Raw genomic sequence first — 14686 nt, 5'->3', positions numbered from 1 at the left:
CCCACAGCTTTCCATGATGATTATTGTGGCGGATAGGGTGTGAAGCCTTTGGCATCGAGGCTGAAGCAGGCATGACCGGCGGAATGATCCCATACGCCTGAATTGTTGTAAGGTTCCTGGTTTTGCTTGGCCGCCGTAAAGACGGCGCAGAGCTGATACTGACTACCAATACCTGGGATGTATTCATACTGCGCGTGCGTAACCGGATCGAACTGATGCGCGCCGGGTACGTCGCCGAGTGATGACGGCAGTTGAGAGCCGTGGACGTTCCAGTAGTTTCTGATCTGGCCGGTCAGATAATAAAGCTGCGTCACGCGTTGCGAATCAGCTCGTATCTCGCGCTGCACCCGCGGTGTGCCGAGTTGCATGAACCCGAGTATGGCGATGATGGTAACGGCGACTGCGCTAATGACGGCCATCAGACGATCGCGGTTTGCGGAAATTTCCGATGGCTCTGTTTTGCGCAAGCCACCGAAGTAGTAATAGAAAACTCCGCCGGAAAGCAGCAGCACAACAATAGACTTGGCGACGAAGCGTGACGTCAGCTCTCCTCGAAGCAGAAATGCGAGCGCGGTGATAAGGTCACCCATGAAGATAGAGGCAGCGATCACGAGCGCCATGTAGGTAAGCCATTTACGGATGCTGGAGTCGAGCTTGTCCGGATCAACCGCAGCCTCGCGCAGGATCGTTCGCGTGATCAGCATGTAGAGTGGATAGGCAATCAGAATCGCAGCCAACGACCAGGTGATCTCGTATGTCTGGTATTGCTGGTAAGGCTCTGAGAACAGTGGATCGTGAAACCAGCGCTCGATCAGCCGGAAGGCAAGCGAGCCTGAAGCGATCGTCCATGTGGCAAGGGTAGAAAAGGCGAGCAGGTAAAGGAAGGCATCCTTTGCTCCCGCTGCCGGGCTGGCGCGCAGCGGAACCTGCATACCGGTGACGTCGCTGTAACGCACGCCTAGCGCTTTGTAGATCTCCCGATCGCGCCAGCCACGAGCGCGAAGCATGCCCACAACGGCATCGTAAGGAACTCCAGCATCCAGCGCACCCGAAACATATCGAAGAATAGTTTGCTCATCAGCCATCGGACCTTCTCTCGGCTGCTCCTTCACCGGCAGCAGCCTCTTGAAGATTGATCCTAGGCAGGCGCATTCGTCAGAAAACGGGCACTTGTGACACTTTCTGAAGTGTCCCTGGAACGGATGGTGTTGCGCATTGCTACTCTCGGCGCAGCGCTTCCATCGGCTGTACGCTGGCCGCCCGCTTTGCCGGCAGAACGCAAGCCAGCGTCACCGCCGCGGCAAGCAGCAGGACGCTCGCAGCGCAGGCAGCTGGATCGAGCGGTTTGATCCCAAAGAGAAGATTGCCCAGCAGCCGCGTAGAAGCCCACGCTCCCAAAGCGCCCAGTAGGATCCCCGGCAGCACCAGTCGCGAAGCATCGCGCACAATCATGCGAACCACACCGGCCGGCGACGCGCCGAGAGCCATGCGCACGCCTATCTCAGGTCTGCGCCGTATGACTGCATAGCTAAGCAGCCCATAGAGGCCGATAGCGGTGAGGCCAAGCGTAAGCACAGCAAAGAAGCTGGAGAGCACGGCTAACAGTCTTTCGCGGCTCATCGAGTGACCGACGAGTTCCGAGATTGTTTCGGGATTGTCGAGCGCTACCTCCGGCGCAAGCTCTCGAAAGCTGGTGCGTACTGCTTCAACGGCCGCAGCGGTGTTGGCTGAGCGAACGGCGATCTGTCCAATGGGGTTCCAGGTTTCACCCGAAAGATAGGGCTGGTACAGAATGCGCCGCGGGTGATCGCGAAAGTCCTGGTACAGAGTGTCTCCGGTGATGCCAATCACTTGAACCTGCACTTCTTTGTGGCCATCCGGTATGAGCAGTGTGGCTCCCAGCGCGTGTTTGTCCGGAAAGAAAAAATTAGCCGCTGTGCGGCTCAGGATGCAGACCTGAGCGTTCGTATTCCTATCTTCGCTTGTGAAATCGCGACCTGCGATGAGCGGAATGCCAAGTGTCTGGAAATAGCCAGGCCCGACAGAGAGAGCAGGAATCATGGGATCTTCGCGCTTCTCTCCTGTGGACGCTATTGTCTTGGCTGACTGCACATAATAAAAGCTCTGAAGTTGGTGCGCCTGCGAGACGCTGACTGACTCCACACCCGGAAATTGACGAATCCGATCAAGCAGACTCAGCACCAGTGGCAGAGGTGCGCTATAGCCTTTCGCGCGCGGAGAAAAGTCCGCGCTGAAAAAAGTGACGCCGCTGGTGCGAAATCCTGGATCGACCGCCAGCAGACGTGCCACCGTGGAAGACATAAGGGCGGCGATAACAAGGATGGTGAGCGAAAAGCCGATCTGGATGGGAATCAATAGTGAGCCCAGGTTCGAACCCCTGCGGCTGAGCACGTACGATTCTCCAGCCTTGATATCGGAGGTTGGATCAATTCGCGTCGCGCGCCATGCGGGGCCAACTCCAGCAAGGAAAACCGTTAGCACCGAGAGGCCCACTGTGAAGAGCAGCACAACCGTGTCGGGAGTGACGCTAAGCGCTGGCGGTTCGCTGCCTGGCGTGGCGATGAGGTCAAGCAGGAGTTGTTCAGAGATCCATGCGAAGAAAATACCGAGGAGGCTGCCTCCTGTGGCAAGCAACAGGCTCTCGCAGCAGAGCTGCCGGATGACGCGTATGCGACTCGCGCCGAGTGCGATGCGCAGCGCCAGCTCTCGCCTCCTTGCCAGTGCTCGTGTCGAAGCGAGCGTGGCGAGGAAAGCGCAGGCCACCAACATCGATAGGCCGACCATGCCTTCAATCAGATAGAGGGGTTTCGCATAATTCTCTCGCAAGTCAGAAAAGCCTGTCTTGGCTGGAACTACCAGGAGATGCGCTTCGGAGGTTTGCTGGATACTTCCGTTGTCGCTCGTGGCGTATTGGAACTTCTCGGTCTTGAGCTTTGCACCAAACAGTGGATCGATCTGTGCCTGCGCTGCGGCCGGTGAGATGCGAGGCCTGAGCCGCGCCAGCAAAGTCATGCTGAAGGAGCCGAAGCCGTGCCGCCCGTTTTTCGTCGAGATATCAGAAGGAAGATAGACCCAGGGGCGCTCCTCAACATTCACACTCTGAAAGCCGGGCTCCATCACTCCTACAACTACGCATTTTGTTTCGATTCCTGAAAAGCCGGTGTGAATGTTGAGCACATGGCCCAACACATGTGGGTCAGCTCCGAAGCGGGTGCGCCAGTAGTCGTAGCCCAGAACGGCAGGATAACCCTCGGGGCCTCCGCCAGGCCGGTCGTCCGCTGCTGTCAAGAGTCGTCCTAGAGCTGCGTGTACGCCCAGCATCTCGAAACAGCCACCGGTGACGCGAGCCGTGGGAATCGGTATTGTGTTGCCGCGATCATGCAGATCGGACGGCCAGGGTAACCATCCGCACATGCCTTGAAAGACATGTTGACTGCCATTCAGTACATCGTATTCGCCGCCGGATATTCTGTCGTTCGGCTTACGAGAGGAGTTCGCAGGGCCAATCTTTAGCTCGACCTGAACTAACTGATCAGGCCGGTAGACAGGCAGGCTTCGCAGCAGCAGCGCATACATCAGTCCAAAGATGGCCGTGTTCGCCCCAATCGCAAGCGTCAGAGTAAGCAGCGCGGTCATCGTGTATCCGGGACTCTTGCGCAACTGACGCATCGCATAGCGCAGATCCTGCCAAAGACTTTCGGCCCACTCCCATCCCCATTGCCGGCGCGTTACGTCCGCGATTAGCGGCAGATTGCCCATTTCTTTCAGAGCGGCGGCGCGAGCCTCCTCTGGGTTCTCTCCCCTTGCAACGCGGTCTGCGATTGCGAGTCGCAGATGGGCTTCGAGCTCTTCGCACAGATCTTCTTTCCGCCGCTGCCAGGTCCAACGGGCTCTTCTGCCTTCGTCGCTCATGCGGCGCCGCCTTCCGGCTCAGGACTCTCCATCACCGATGCGATGGCGCGGACCATGCTCTCCCATTTCGCCCGGTCGAAGGCCAGCTGTTGCTTGCCGAGAACCGTGATCTGGTAAAACTTCGCCCTCTGGCGACTCTCCGTCAGCTTCCATTCGGATGAAACCCATCCCTGGCGCTCCAACCGGTGCAATGCAGGGTAAAGCGAGCCAGTCTCGACCTGAAGAAGCTCCGACGACTTTAACCGGATCGCCTGGGCGATCCCGTAACCGTGCTGAGCTCCCCACTGGAGTGATTGAAGAATAAGCATGTCGAGCGTGCCCTGCAGCAGCTCGATCCGGTTCTGATAGCGTCCCGATTGTTTCGCCATGGCAGTAGACAATCTACATCTATGCCTGTAGATTGTCTACTGCAAATCCTCTAGTGGGCTTTCTGTCGGACAGGAAAACTGGGAGAATGATCCTTTTGCATAAAAATCTCGGTCGTGCGGGACAACCAAAGCCGCGGACCGTTGACCTCTTGCCCGGTTCTTGTTATCTTTAAAAGGTTCCACAAGAGTGGGGCTGCGTGTGTGATGAACCCACCGGCGTCACGGAGCGGACTTCCAGCCCGATAGTAGAGCCTTTTGAAGTAGTTGAGGCAGGCGAGAAGGAAGGATCCGCATGGATAGGGTCTAACGGCTCCTCCAAATCAGTCCTGAAGTTGCTCGCTTCTTGTGCGGGCTGGGACTTGTCGCTACGGTGCCTGCGACACCCTCCACCTTGGAGGACTATGCAGGCCGAAATTGCGGAAACGGAATCGGCTTTCTTAGGGAAACGCTCGGTCACCGTCCCAATTTTCGTCTGGATTGGTACGAAAGCAGACGCGAAGCAGCAAATACGGGCTTGCGCTTGGGTTGCGCCCTGATGGGTGCCGCGCGTGCAAAGAGCCGAATGTGCTGCGCGCTTCTGTGGGATTTAGAAGATTTGCCGGGAAATCCGGCGGCGGTTGCAAGGAGTTGCGGTTTGCCTACATTCAACCAATTGGTTCGCAAGGGGCGCACGGCGCCACGGTATAAGACGGCCTCACCGGCACTGCAGGCTTCGCCGCAGCGGCGTGGAGTTTGCACGCGCGTGTATACGCAGACCCCCAAGAAGCCGAACTCGGCGCTGCGCAAGGTTGCCCGTGTCCGCCTGACAAATGGCATTGAAGTCACCAGCTATATCCCGGGCGAGGGCCATAACCTGCAGGAGCACTCGATCGTGCTCATCCGCGGCGGCCGTGTGAAGGATCTGCCGGGTGTGCGTTATCACGTAGTGCGCGGCACGCTTGACTCGGTCGGCGTCGCGAAGCGTACGCAGAGCCGTTCCAAGTATGGAGCGAAGCGCGGCAAGGGCGGAGCGGCCCCGGCCAAGGGCGGCAAGAAGTAGTCGCCGTTAACGACTTTGGATGGAAAGCCTGAAAGGGCTAAAGGAATTTAGGAATGCCGAGAAAAGGTCACATTGCCAAGCGGGAAGTAGCGCCAGACCCGGTGTATGGTTCGACGCTGGTTACCAAGTTCGTGAACTCACTCATGTGGGATGGAAAGAAGTCGACGGCGCAGGGCATCTTCTACACCGCGATGACCAACCTGGAGCAGCGTGGTGGTGACGAGGCGCTGAAGCTCTTCAAGCGCGCGGTTGAAAATTGCAAGCCGTTGCTTGAGGTCAAGTCCCGCCGCGTGGGTGGTGCGAACTATCAGGTGCCGATTGAGGTGAACCCGGAGCGCCGTACTTCGTTGGCGATCCGCTGGCTGATCACCTACGGTCGCGCCCGTGGCGAAAAGGGCATGATCGACAAGCTGACGAACGAGCTGCTGGACGCGGCCAATGGTCGCGGCGCGGCGATGAAAAAGAAGGAAGACGTGCACCGCATGGCCGAGGCCAACAAGGCTTTCGCTCACTATCGCTGGTAGTTGCGTAGCGGCCGCATAAGTGGCCGCAGGTTGGGATTAGGGAGGGCGAAGTTCATATGGACTTCGCCGTATGCCGGAAGTAGCAAGGAAACGGCGAACGTAAGGTTCGCAGGAAGAATTATCGTGGCTCGCACAGTACCGTTACAACGTTGCCGGAACATCGGAATCATGGCGCACATTGACGCCGGAAAGACGACCTGCACGGAGCGCATCCTCTTCTATACGGGCATCACGCACCGTATTGGCGAGGTGCACGAAGGCACCGCGACCATGGACTATATGGAGCAGGAGCAGGAGCGTGGCATCACGATCACCTCTGCTGCAACGACCTGCACCTGGAAAGATATCCGCATCAACATTATCGATACGCCTGGCCACGTGGACTTCACGGCCGAAGTGGAGCGCTCGCTGCGCGTGCTTGATGGTGCGGTGGCTCTTTTCGACTCCGTATCTGGCGTCCAGCCGCAGACCGAGACGGTATGGCGTCAGGGCGACAAGTATCGCGTCCCCCGTATATGCTTCGTGAACAAGATGGATAAAAATGGCGCGGATTTTGAGGCTGTTCTTGACTCGATTCGCAAGCGCCTCGGTGCGCGTCCTGTTGCGATCCAGATTCCGATCGGTGCGGAAGCCGGCTTTAAGGGCGTAGTTGATCTGATTGAGCAGAAGGCGATTCTGTGGCATGACGAGACCATGGGCGCGAAGTATTCGGTCGAAGAGATTCCGGCTGATCTGGTGAAGAAGGCGGAAGCCTTCCGTATGCAGCTCATCGAGCTCGTCGCCGAGACGGACGACAACATTCTTGAGAAGTTCCTTGAGGGCGAGATGCCGACAGTGGCGGAGCTCAAGAAGGGACTGCGCAACGCTGTGCTTGGCCTGAAGCTCTTTCCAGTGATCTGCGGATCGGCCTTCAAGAACAAAGGCGTCCAGACGCTGCTCGATGCGGTGGTCGATTATCTGCCTAGCCCGCTGGATATTCCTCCGATTGAGGGTTTGAATCCGGCGAATCCTGAAGAAATTTTTATCCGGCATTCTGACGACAGCGAGCCATTTTCGGCGTTGGGCTTCAAGCTGATCAATGATCCCTTTGGCAAGCTGGGTTTCATCCGCGTTTATTCGGGCGTACTGAAGACTGGCGATACGATTCTGAATCCGCGTACCGGCAAGACGGAGCGGGTTGGGCGTCTCGTGAAGATGCACGCCAACAAGCGTGAAGACATCACGGAGATCATGGCAGGCGACATCTGCGCATGCGTGGGCCTGAAGGAGCTGAAGACCGGCGACACGCTCTGCGCGCCGTCTTCTCCGATTGCGCTTTCGGCAATTACCTTCCCTGAGCCTGTTATCTCGGTAGCGATCGAGCCGAAGACGAAGGCTGATCAGGAGAAAATGGGTATTGCGCTGAGCAAGCTTTCAGATGAGGATCCAACCTTCAAGGTTCGCACGGACGAGGATTCGGGTCAGACCATCATCTCGGGCATGGGCGAGTTGCATCTTGAAATCATCGTCGACCGCATGAAGCGCGAGCATCGTGTGGAAGCGAACGTCGGTGAGCCTAAGGTTGCGTTCCGTGAGACGATCCGCAAAGAGTCCGACGCGGAAGGCAAGTACATTCGTCAGACCGGCGGTTCGGGTAACTACGGCCATTGCAAGATTCGAATGGCTCCGAACGAGCCAGGTAAGGGCTACGAGTTCATCAACGACATCAAGGGCGGCTCGATTCCGAAGGAATACATCAAGCCTATCGATCAGGGTATTCGCGAGGCGATGGAAGGCGGCGTTCTCGCGGGCTATCCGATGGTCGATGTGATGGTGACGCTCTATGACGGCAGCTACCACGATGTCGACTCGAACGAAATGGCGTACAAGATCGCCGGTTCGATGGCCTTCAAGGAAGCTGCGCGCAAGGCCAGCCCTGTGCTGCTTGAGCCGGTGATGGCAGTCGAGGTTACGGTGCCTGAAGAGTTCGTCGGCACGATCATCGGCGATATTAACTCGCGCCGCGGACGTATCGAGTCGCTCGAGCATGCAGCAGGTTCGCAGCTGGTCAAAGCGATAGTGCCGCTCAAGGAAATGTTCGGATATGTGAACGATATCCGCTCGTCGACACAGGGCCGTGCGTCGTACTCGATGCAGTTTGCGCGCTATGAAGAAGCGCCGCGCATGATCGCCGACGAGATTATCGGCCGCGCGCAGGGCAAGTAGGTTTAGGCAAAGTTTCAGGGGGCTGGAGCCGGAACGCCGGCGCCCCGAGAGTGAAAAGTAGTACGAACCCCGCAAGGGAATTCGAGGATAAGGGACATGGCGAAGGAGAAATTTGATCGTTCGAAGCCGCATGTGAATGTGGGGACGATTGGGCATATCGATCACGGCAAGACGACGTTGACGGCGGCGATCACGAAGGTGTTGTCGAAGCACAACCCGAAGATCCAGTTCCGTTCGTTTGACACGATCGACAACGCACCGGAAGAGCGCGAGCGCGGTATCACGATCGCCACGGCGCACGTAGAGTATGAGACGGCGAACCGTCACTATGCCCACGTCGACTGCCCCGGCCACGCCGACTACATCAAGAACATGATCACCGGCGCGGCGCAGATGGATGGCGCAATTCTCGTCGTAGCGGCGACCGATGGCCCGATGCCCCAGACCAAGGAGCACGTGCTCCTGGCCCGTCAGGTGGGTGTGCCNGTGTTCCTGAACAAGTGCGACGCGGTAGAGGATGCGGAGCTGATCGACCTGGTGGAGATGGAAGTGCGCGAGCTTCTGTCGAAGTACCAGTTCCCCGGCGACGACGTTCCGGTAATCCGCGGATCGGCCCTGGGCGCGCTGAATGGCGAAGCGCAGTGGGAAGCGAAGATCGACGAGCTGATGGATGCGGTGGACAAGAACGTTCCGCAGCCTGACCGCATGGTGGATCTGCCGTTCCTGATGCCGATCGAAGACATCTTCTCGATCTCCGGCCGCGGCACCGTGGTGACCGGCCGTATCGAGCGCGGCAAGGTCAAGGTAGGCGAGGAAGTCGAGATCGTGGGCTTCCGCGAGACGCGCAAGACGGTAGTGACGGGCGTTGAAATGTTCAAGAAACAGCTGGACGAAGGTCTGGCTGGCGACAATGCAGGACTGCTGCTGCGCGGTATTCCGAAGGAAGACGTGGAGCGCGGCATGGTTCTGGCGAAGACCGGCTCGATCACGCCGCACACCAAGTTCAAGGGCGAAGTTTACGTGTTGTCGAAGGAAGAGGGCGGCCGTCACACGCCGTTCTTCAACGGCTACCGTCCCCAGTTCTACTTCCGGACCACAGACGTCACGGGGACTGCAAAGCTGCCCGCTGGAACCGAAATGGTGATGCCTGGGGACAACATCCAGCTGGAGATCGAGCTGCACACGCCAGTGGCCATGGAAAAGGGCCTGCGCTTCGCCATTCGCGAAGGCGGCCGCACCGTAGGCGCCGGCGCCATCAGCGAGATCATCGCGTAATGAGCAGGGAATAGGGGCAAGGGGCAGGGAATAACAAACCTGCTCCTTAGCCAGAGAAGTTCGAATGGTATCGCGGAAGAGGCAGAGCGTAAAGCCCGCCGCGGGAAAGATTGAAGCAGATGGTAGGACAGAGAATTCGAATTCGGCTTAAGGCGTACGACTACCGAGTGCTGGATACTTCGACGGGCGAGATTGTGGAGACCGCGAAGCGTACCGGAGCTCAGGTAGCTGGACCTATCCCGCTGCCGACGGTGAAGAACAAGTACTGCGTGCTGCGTTCGCCGCACGTCGACAAGAAGTCGCGAGAGTCGTTCGAGATCCGCACGCATAAACGGTTGATCGACATCCTCGAGCCCACGCAGCAAACGGTGGACGCGCTGATGAAGCTTGATCTTCCGGCAGGTGTGGACGTAGAAATCAAGGCTTTCGAAAAGTAAGCCGCAACTCCGGCAGTGCCTCTGATTGTAGGCATGATGAGGGAAGGGAAATATGCCAGTAACTGGAATTTTAGGTAAAAAGATCGGCATGACGCAGGTCTTCGACGAGAAGGGCGAAGTGCACCCGATCACCGTTCTGCAGGCAGGCCCCTGCGTTGTGACGCAGCTCAAGACTGTGCTCGGCGATGGATATGATGCGGCCCAGATCGGCCTGATCGAGTTTGTCAAGGCGTCACGTGTGACCAAGCCGCTGGCTGGCCATTTTGCCAAAAGCGACGCGCCTCCGGTGAAGGAAATCCGTGAGGTTTCGTTGGAAGCTGGAACCGACGGCAACGGTGATGTGAAGGCTGGCGACCGGGTTCTGGTGGATATCTTCGCCGACGAAAAGTTTGTCGATGTGATTGGTACCTCAAAGGGCCGTGGTTTTGCGGGTGTTGTTCGCCGCCACAACTTTGGCGGTGGTCCCAAGTCGCACGGACATATGTTCCAGGTGCAGGGCTCAATCGGTGCATCGAGCTTCCCGTCCCGTGTATTCCCGGGGCAGCGTATGCCTGGCCACTTCGGCGTCGATCAGGTGACGGTGCGCAACCTGCGCATCCGCGGCATCGACACGGAAGAGAATCTCCTGATGGTTGAGGGCGCAGTTCCTGGTCCTCGCGATGGATATGTGCTGATCTCGAAGGCCAAGGCTCCGCCGCGCGAGCGCCGTGGATTTGCCGGCTCCGGTACGGTTGATCCTCTAAAGGCTTCGAAGAAGGCTTCCGCAGGTAAGAAGAAGTAACTCAGCAAGTCTGAGATGAGTTTCACGGGGCTGTGAGCCCAGAGTTGGTTGGGCGAACAGCCCGGAAGAAGAAGACGATGGCAAACGTGGATGTAGTTAATCTGAACGGAGAGAAAGTGGGCACGGTCGAGCTAGCCGACGAAGTATTCGGCGCCGACACGGTCAACGAAGCTCTCCTGTGGGAAGCGGTTAAGCATTATCGCGCCGCGCTGCGCCAGGGTACCCACGCGACGAAGAACCGTAAGCTGGTTGCAGGTTCGGGCAAGAAGCTGTGGAAGCAGAAGGGCACAGGCCGGGCGCGTATCGGCTCAGTGCGTTCGCCACTGTGGCGTCATGGCGGCACGGTTCACGGACCTCAGCCGCGCAGCTACGAATATGCTTTCCCGCGCAAGAAGCTGCTGGGCGCTCTGCGCTCCGCTCTCGCGGCCAAGCTGGCCGACGGCAAGCTAACGGTTGTCGATTCGCTGGAGCTCAAGGAAGCGAAGACCAAGCTCTATCGTTCGGCTCTCGACAAGCTCGGTGCAGATCGCACGACGCTGATCGTTGAGCACAGCAAGTCGCTCTCGCAGGCGTTGTTCCTCGGTGTTCGCAATCTCGACAAGGTTGAGCTGATGCTCAACGGCGAGGTTCACCCCTACGATCTGCTGCGCAACGACCGGGCCATCTTCTCGAAGGCTGCGATTGAGACCTTGGGTGAGTCGCTGATCAAGACCGTATCGAAGCGCAAGCTCGCGCAGAAGGAGGTGGCGTAATGCCGACTCTCTATGAAGTGATTCGCCGCCCCCTGATTACGGAAAAGGGTCTTGCTGTGAAGGAGACCGAAGGGACACTGGTTTTTGACGTAGCTCCCAACGCCAGCAAGACAGAAGTCAAGCAGGCTGTTGAGGCGCTGTTTAAGGTCAAGGTCGCTGCGGTTCGCACGGCAAATGTGCTGGGCAAAGAGCGGCGCCGGGGCAAGTTTGCCGGCTTCAGGCCGGATTGGAAGAAGGCTTACGTTCGCCTGAAAGACGGCGAGAAGATGCCGGAATACGTAGCCAACTACTAAGTTCCCGAGTTCCGGGGCGGGTAGCTCGAAGGAAGTGGCAGTACATATCGGAGTGAAAGTTGGGCTCCGGAGAAACGTGGGTAGCTTAGCCGGGCATGAGAAGTGAGCGCTTGGCGGGCAAGTCCCTCGAAGGAAACAGAAGATGGCAATCAAGACATACAGGCCGATAACTCCGACGCTGCGGTTTCAGACGACGCTGACGACGGATGACATTACGACCAATGAGCCGCATAAGCCACTGCTGGTGACGCGCAAGCGCACGGGCGGACGCCGTAACTCCGGCGATCTGACGATGCGCCATCACGGCGGCGGTCACAAAAAGCAGATTCGCCTGATCGATTTCAAGCGGGATAAGTATGGCGTGCCCGGAACCGTAGCGACTATCGAGTACGATCCCAATCGCTCGTCGCGTATTGCGCTCATTCATTACGTGGATGGCGAGAAGCGTTACATCATCCAGCCAGTTGGTCTCAAGGTCGGCATGAAGATTATGAGCGGCCCGGATGCAGACATTTTGATTGGCAATGCGTTGCCGCTCAAAAACATTCCGGCTGGTACAACGGTACACAACATCGAGCTCCGTCCGGGTAAGGGTGCGCAGATGGCTCGTTCGGCCGGCGCGCAGGCTCAGCTTGTGGCAAAGGAAGGCGACTACGCGCTGCTCAAGCTGCCTTCCGGCGAAACTCGCAAGGTGCTGGTGGACTGCATGGCGACAATTGGCCAGGTTGGTAACACCGATCACGAGAACGTGGCGATCGGTAAGGCGGGCCGTAATCGCTGGAAGGGCATTCGTCCTACGAACCGCGGCGTCACGATGAACCCGGTCGACCATCCGCACGGCGGTGGCGAAGGTAAGACTTCGGGCGGACGCCATCCGGTAACCCCGTGGGGCCAGCCGACTCGCGGCTACAAGACGCGTAACAACAAGCGGACCGACGCATTCATCGTCAGCCGCCGGGCGAAGTAACAGGAGATTTCGATGGCACGTTCGACGAAAAAAGGTCCTTTTGTAGATGCACATTTGATAGCAAAGGTGGAAGTGCTCAACGCCGCCAACGACAAGAAGGTCATCAAGACCTGGTCACGGCGCTCGACGATCTTCCCCGAGTTTGTCGGTCATACGGTTGCCGTTCACAACGGCAAAAAGTTCATTCCTGTCTACGTGACAGAGAACATGGTTGGCCACAAGTTTGGCGAGTTTTCGCCGACGCGCACCTTCAAGGGGCATACGCAGAAGGCAGCCGAATCAGGCGCGAAGGCTCGGTAAGGAATAGGAATTAGGGACTTGTCATAGGCGAGTCCTGCTCAGGAAGGTTAGAGATGGCAGTCGAGACACAAGAATTTCGGGCCGAAGCGAGGTTTCAGCGGGTGTCGCCGCAGAAGGCGCGTCTGGTGCTGGATCTGATTAAGGGCCGTGGAGTCCAGGAGGCACTGGAGACGGTTGCCTTTACAAAGAAGCGGATCGCTCCGGTGATCCACAAGGTTTTGACTTCGGCTTTGGACAACGCAAAGCACTTGTCGGATGAAAAGGGCCTCGATCTTGATGTGGACAACCTCTACGTCAAGAAGGCAATCGCCAACGAGGGACCGCGTATGAAGCGTATCCGTCCTGCCCCTATGGGCCGGGCTTTCCGCTACCAGCGCCGCCTCACGCACATCATCGTTTCGGTGGCTGAACGCGAAGGGAACCCGTCGCTGGTGACCCGTGCCGAAGATGCTGCTCCGGCGAAGAAAGCCGCTAAGAAGGCTGCCAAGAAGTCCGCAGCCAAGTCCACGGCGAAGAAGCCTGCCAGCAAGAAGAAGGCAGCAGCTTAGTTCAGGTTTCAAGTAACAGGGTTTTGCAGTAAAGGATTTGAGAGGGAAGCATGGGACAGAAAGTCCACCCGTATGGATTCCGGCTTGGCGTAAATAAGCCGTGGCGCTCGCGCTGGTTTGGAGCGCGCGATTACTCGAAGCTTCTGGTCGAGGATGTGAAGCTGAAGGCCGAGCTGAAAGACAAGCTCAAGGCCGCTGGCGTCAGCTCGGTTGAGATCGAGCGTCCCGGCAACAAGCTGCGCTTCATTATCCGCACCGCGCGTCCGGGCATCATTATCGGCCGTAAGGGCGCGGAGATTGAAAAGCTCAAGGGTGAGCTGGCTAAGCGCACCGGCAGGGATGTCTTCATCGACATTCTCGAGGTCAACAAGCCGGAGCTCGATGCCCAGCTTGTCTCCGAGAACATCGCCCTGCAGCTTGAGAAGCGCGTCGGCTTTCGCCGCGCCATGCGCAAGAGCGTGGACTCGGCCCTCCGCTTCGGCTGCAAGGGTATCAAGGTGCGTGTGTCAGGCCGCTTGAACGGCAACGAAATCGCGCGTTCTGAGTGGTATCTCCAGGGCCGTCTGCCGCTGCACACGCTGCGCGCCGATATCGACTACGGATTCAGCGAAGCCCGCACCACCTACGGTGTGATCGGCGTCAAGACCTGGATCTATCGTGGCGATATCTACGAGCAGAAGCGTCGCCAGCCGCAGCAAATTGGCGCATCGGTTTTTCAGAGCTAAGGATTGCGCCGGCTATAGCGGCCGGCAGCTAAGTTTGAGGATTTCGCTATGTTGATGCCGAAGAAAGTTAAGTTTCGCAAGCAGCAGAAGGGTAAGCGCCGTGGTAAGGCATGGCGTGGCTCGACGCTGAGCTTTGGCGAATATGGATTGAAGGTGCTCGAGTGTGGTTACATCACCGACCGCCAGATCGAAGCCAGCCGTATCGCGATGACTCGTTTCATCAAACGCGGCGGCAAGGTGTGGCTGCGCCTGTTCCCGGACAAGCCGATAACCAAGAAGCCGGCTGAAGTCCGAATGGGATCCGGCAAGGGTGCGCTTGACCACTGGGTCGCTGTGGTTCGCCCTGGCAAGATCCTCTTCGAGATGGAAGGCGTTGCTCCGGAGATCGCGCAGGAAGCGATGCGTCTGGCGGCAAACAAGCTGCCGCTCAAGACCAAGTTTGTGCAGCGCCCGGCAATCGTAAAGGCTGCAGTGGCTGAAGCCGCAGAGTAAGGCTGCAAAGGAACGCACGCCCTCGGGCGTGAGGGAAATGGGAGAGA

The 14686-nt window shown here is 58.1% G+C and carries 16 protein-coding genes; 13 read left to right on the top strand and 3 right to left on the bottom strand.

The window, feature by feature from the left end:
• Positions 1-20: 20 nt before the first annotated feature.
• The 3 genes from OHL22_RS03815 to OHL22_RS03805 form a co-directional block, all read right to left on the bottom strand.
• A complete protein-coding gene (locus tag OHL22_RS03815) occupies positions 21-1085 on the bottom strand; it encodes a DUF5671 domain-containing protein (protein WP_263333429.1) in 1065 nt (354 codons plus the stop codon).
• 133 nt (positions 1086-1218) lie between these two features.
• Entirely contained in the window at positions 1219-3933 is a 2715-nt protein-coding gene (locus OHL22_RS03810) for an ABC transporter permease (protein WP_263333427.1), read from the bottom strand.
• Positions 3930-4301: a PadR family transcriptional regulator gene (locus OHL22_RS03805; protein ID WP_263333425.1), complete on the bottom strand. Its 372-nt coding sequence runs from the start codon at positions 4299-4301 to the stop codon at positions 3930-3932. The genes OHL22_RS03810 and OHL22_RS03805 overlap by 4 nt, the downstream gene beginning before the upstream one ends.
• A 634-nt stretch (positions 4302-4935) precedes the next feature.
• Here OHL22_RS03805 and rpsL point away from each other — a divergent pair.
• From rpsL to rplP, 13 genes are all read left to right on the top strand, one after another.
• Positions 4936-5340 (top strand): 30S ribosomal protein S12, encoded by a 405-nt coding sequence (gene rpsL / locus OHL22_RS03800; RefSeq protein ID WP_263333423.1) that lies wholly within the window; start codon positions 4936-4938, stop codon positions 5338-5340.
• 53 nt (positions 5341-5393) lie between these two features.
• The gene (gene rpsG / locus OHL22_RS03795; protein ID WP_263333421.1) at positions 5394-5864 is read left to right on the top strand and encodes a 30S ribosomal protein S7; all 471 of its coding nucleotides are present in this window, start codon (positions 5394-5396) and stop codon (positions 5862-5864) included.
• A 123-nt stretch (positions 5865-5987) separates the two neighbouring features.
• On the top strand, positions 5988-8069 hold the full coding sequence (gene fusA, locus OHL22_RS03790) for an elongation factor G (RefSeq protein ID WP_263333419.1): 2082 nt from the start codon (positions 5988-5990) through the stop codon (positions 8067-8069).
• A gap of 96 nt (positions 8070-8165) precedes the next feature.
• A complete protein-coding gene (gene tuf, locus OHL22_RS03785; protein ID WP_263333417.1) occupies positions 8166-9344 on the top strand; it encodes an elongation factor Tu in 1179 nt (392 codons plus the stop codon).
• Between the two features lie 119 nt (positions 9345-9463).
• On the top strand, positions 9464-9781 hold the full coding sequence (gene rpsJ, locus OHL22_RS03780; RefSeq protein ID WP_263333415.1) for a 30S ribosomal protein S10: 318 nt from the start codon (positions 9464-9466) through the stop codon (positions 9779-9781).
• A gap of 52 nt (positions 9782-9833) precedes the next feature.
• Positions 9834-10562 (top strand): 50S ribosomal protein L3, encoded by a 729-nt coding sequence (rplC, locus tag OHL22_RS03775; RefSeq protein WP_263333413.1) that lies wholly within the window; start codon positions 9834-9836, stop codon positions 10560-10562.
• 77 nt (positions 10563-10639) lie between these two features.
• Complete coding sequence (gene rplD, locus OHL22_RS03770; RefSeq protein WP_263333411.1) at positions 10640-11314, top strand: 50S ribosomal protein L4; 675 nt, start codon at positions 10640-10642, stop codon at positions 11312-11314.
• Positions 11314-11607: a 50S ribosomal protein L23 gene (locus tag OHL22_RS03765; RefSeq protein WP_263333409.1), complete on the top strand. Its 294-nt coding sequence runs from the start codon at positions 11314-11316 to the stop codon at positions 11605-11607. The genes rplD and OHL22_RS03765 overlap by 1 nt, the downstream gene beginning before the upstream one ends.
• 142 nt (positions 11608-11749) lie before the next feature.
• Entirely contained in the window at positions 11750-12574 is an 825-nt protein-coding gene (rplB, locus tag OHL22_RS03760; protein ID WP_263333407.1) for a 50S ribosomal protein L2, read from the top strand.
• Between the two features lie 12 nt (positions 12575-12586).
• The gene (rpsS, locus tag OHL22_RS03755) at positions 12587-12874 is read left to right on the top strand and encodes a 30S ribosomal protein S19 (RefSeq protein ID WP_263333405.1); all 288 of its coding nucleotides are present in this window, start codon (positions 12587-12589) and stop codon (positions 12872-12874) included.
• A 53-nt stretch (positions 12875-12927) separates the two neighbouring features.
• A complete protein-coding gene (gene rplV / locus OHL22_RS03750) occupies positions 12928-13422 on the top strand; it encodes a 50S ribosomal protein L22 (protein ID WP_263333403.1) in 495 nt (164 codons plus the stop codon).
• 50 nt (positions 13423-13472) lie between these two features.
• Positions 13473-14147 (top strand): 30S ribosomal protein S3, encoded by a 675-nt coding sequence (gene rpsC / locus OHL22_RS03745; protein WP_263333401.1) that lies wholly within the window; start codon positions 13473-13475, stop codon positions 14145-14147.
• Positions 14148-14195: 48 nt separating this feature from the next.
• Entirely contained in the window at positions 14196-14639 is a 444-nt protein-coding gene (gene rplP / locus OHL22_RS03740; protein ID WP_263333399.1) for a 50S ribosomal protein L16, read from the top strand.
• Positions 14640-14686 lie beyond the last annotated feature (47 nt).

It is taken from the genome of Acidicapsa dinghuensis (genome assembly GCF_025685685.1).
Taxonomy (GTDB): domain Bacteria; phylum Acidobacteriota; class Terriglobia; order Terriglobales; family Acidobacteriaceae; genus Acidicapsa; species Acidicapsa dinghuensis.
Note: the sequence above shows the minus strand (reverse complement) of the source record. Positions and strands in the feature narration are given on the sequence as shown.

Coding starts and splice junctions, on each gene's coding strand:
- rplV (WP_263333403.1), top strand. CDS start 12,928: ATGGCAGTCGAGACACAAGAATTTCGGGCCGAAGCGAGGTTTCAGCGG.
- rplC (WP_263333413.1), top strand. CDS start 9,834: ATGCCAGTAACTGGAATTTTAGGTAAAAAGATCGGCATGACGCAGGTC.
- OHL22_RS03765 (WP_263333409.1), top strand. CDS start 11,314: ATGCCGACTCTCTATGAAGTGATTCGCCGCCCCCTGATTACGGAAAAG.
- rplB (WP_263333407.1), top strand. CDS start 11,750: ATGGCAATCAAGACATACAGGCCGATAACTCCGACGCTGCGGTTTCAG.
- rpsG (WP_263333421.1), top strand. CDS start 5,394: ATGCCGAGAAAAGGTCACATTGCCAAGCGGGAAGTAGCGCCAGACCCG.
- rplD (WP_263333411.1), top strand. CDS start 10,640: ATGGCAAACGTGGATGTAGTTAATCTGAACGGAGAGAAAGTGGGCACG.
- OHL22_RS03815 (WP_263333429.1), bottom strand. CDS start 1,085: ATGGCTGATGAGCAAACTATTCTTCGATATGTTTCGGGTGCGCTGGAT.
- OHL22_RS03810 (WP_263333427.1), bottom strand. CDS start 3,933: ATGAGCGACGAAGGCAGAAGAGCCCGTTGGACCTGGCAGCGGCGGAAA.
- rplP (WP_263333399.1), top strand. CDS start 14,196: ATGTTGATGCCGAAGAAAGTTAAGTTTCGCAAGCAGCAGAAGGGTAAG.
- rpsS (WP_263333405.1), top strand. CDS start 12,587: ATGGCACGTTCGACGAAAAAAGGTCCTTTTGTAGATGCACATTTGATA.
- rpsC (WP_263333401.1), top strand. CDS start 13,473: ATGGGACAGAAAGTCCACCCGTATGGATTCCGGCTTGGCGTAAATAAG.
- rpsJ (WP_263333415.1), top strand. CDS start 9,464: ATGGTAGGACAGAGAATTCGAATTCGGCTTAAGGCGTACGACTACCGA.
- OHL22_RS03805 (WP_263333425.1), bottom strand. CDS start 4,301: ATGGCGAAACAATCGGGACGCTATCAGAACCGGATCGAGCTGCTGCAG.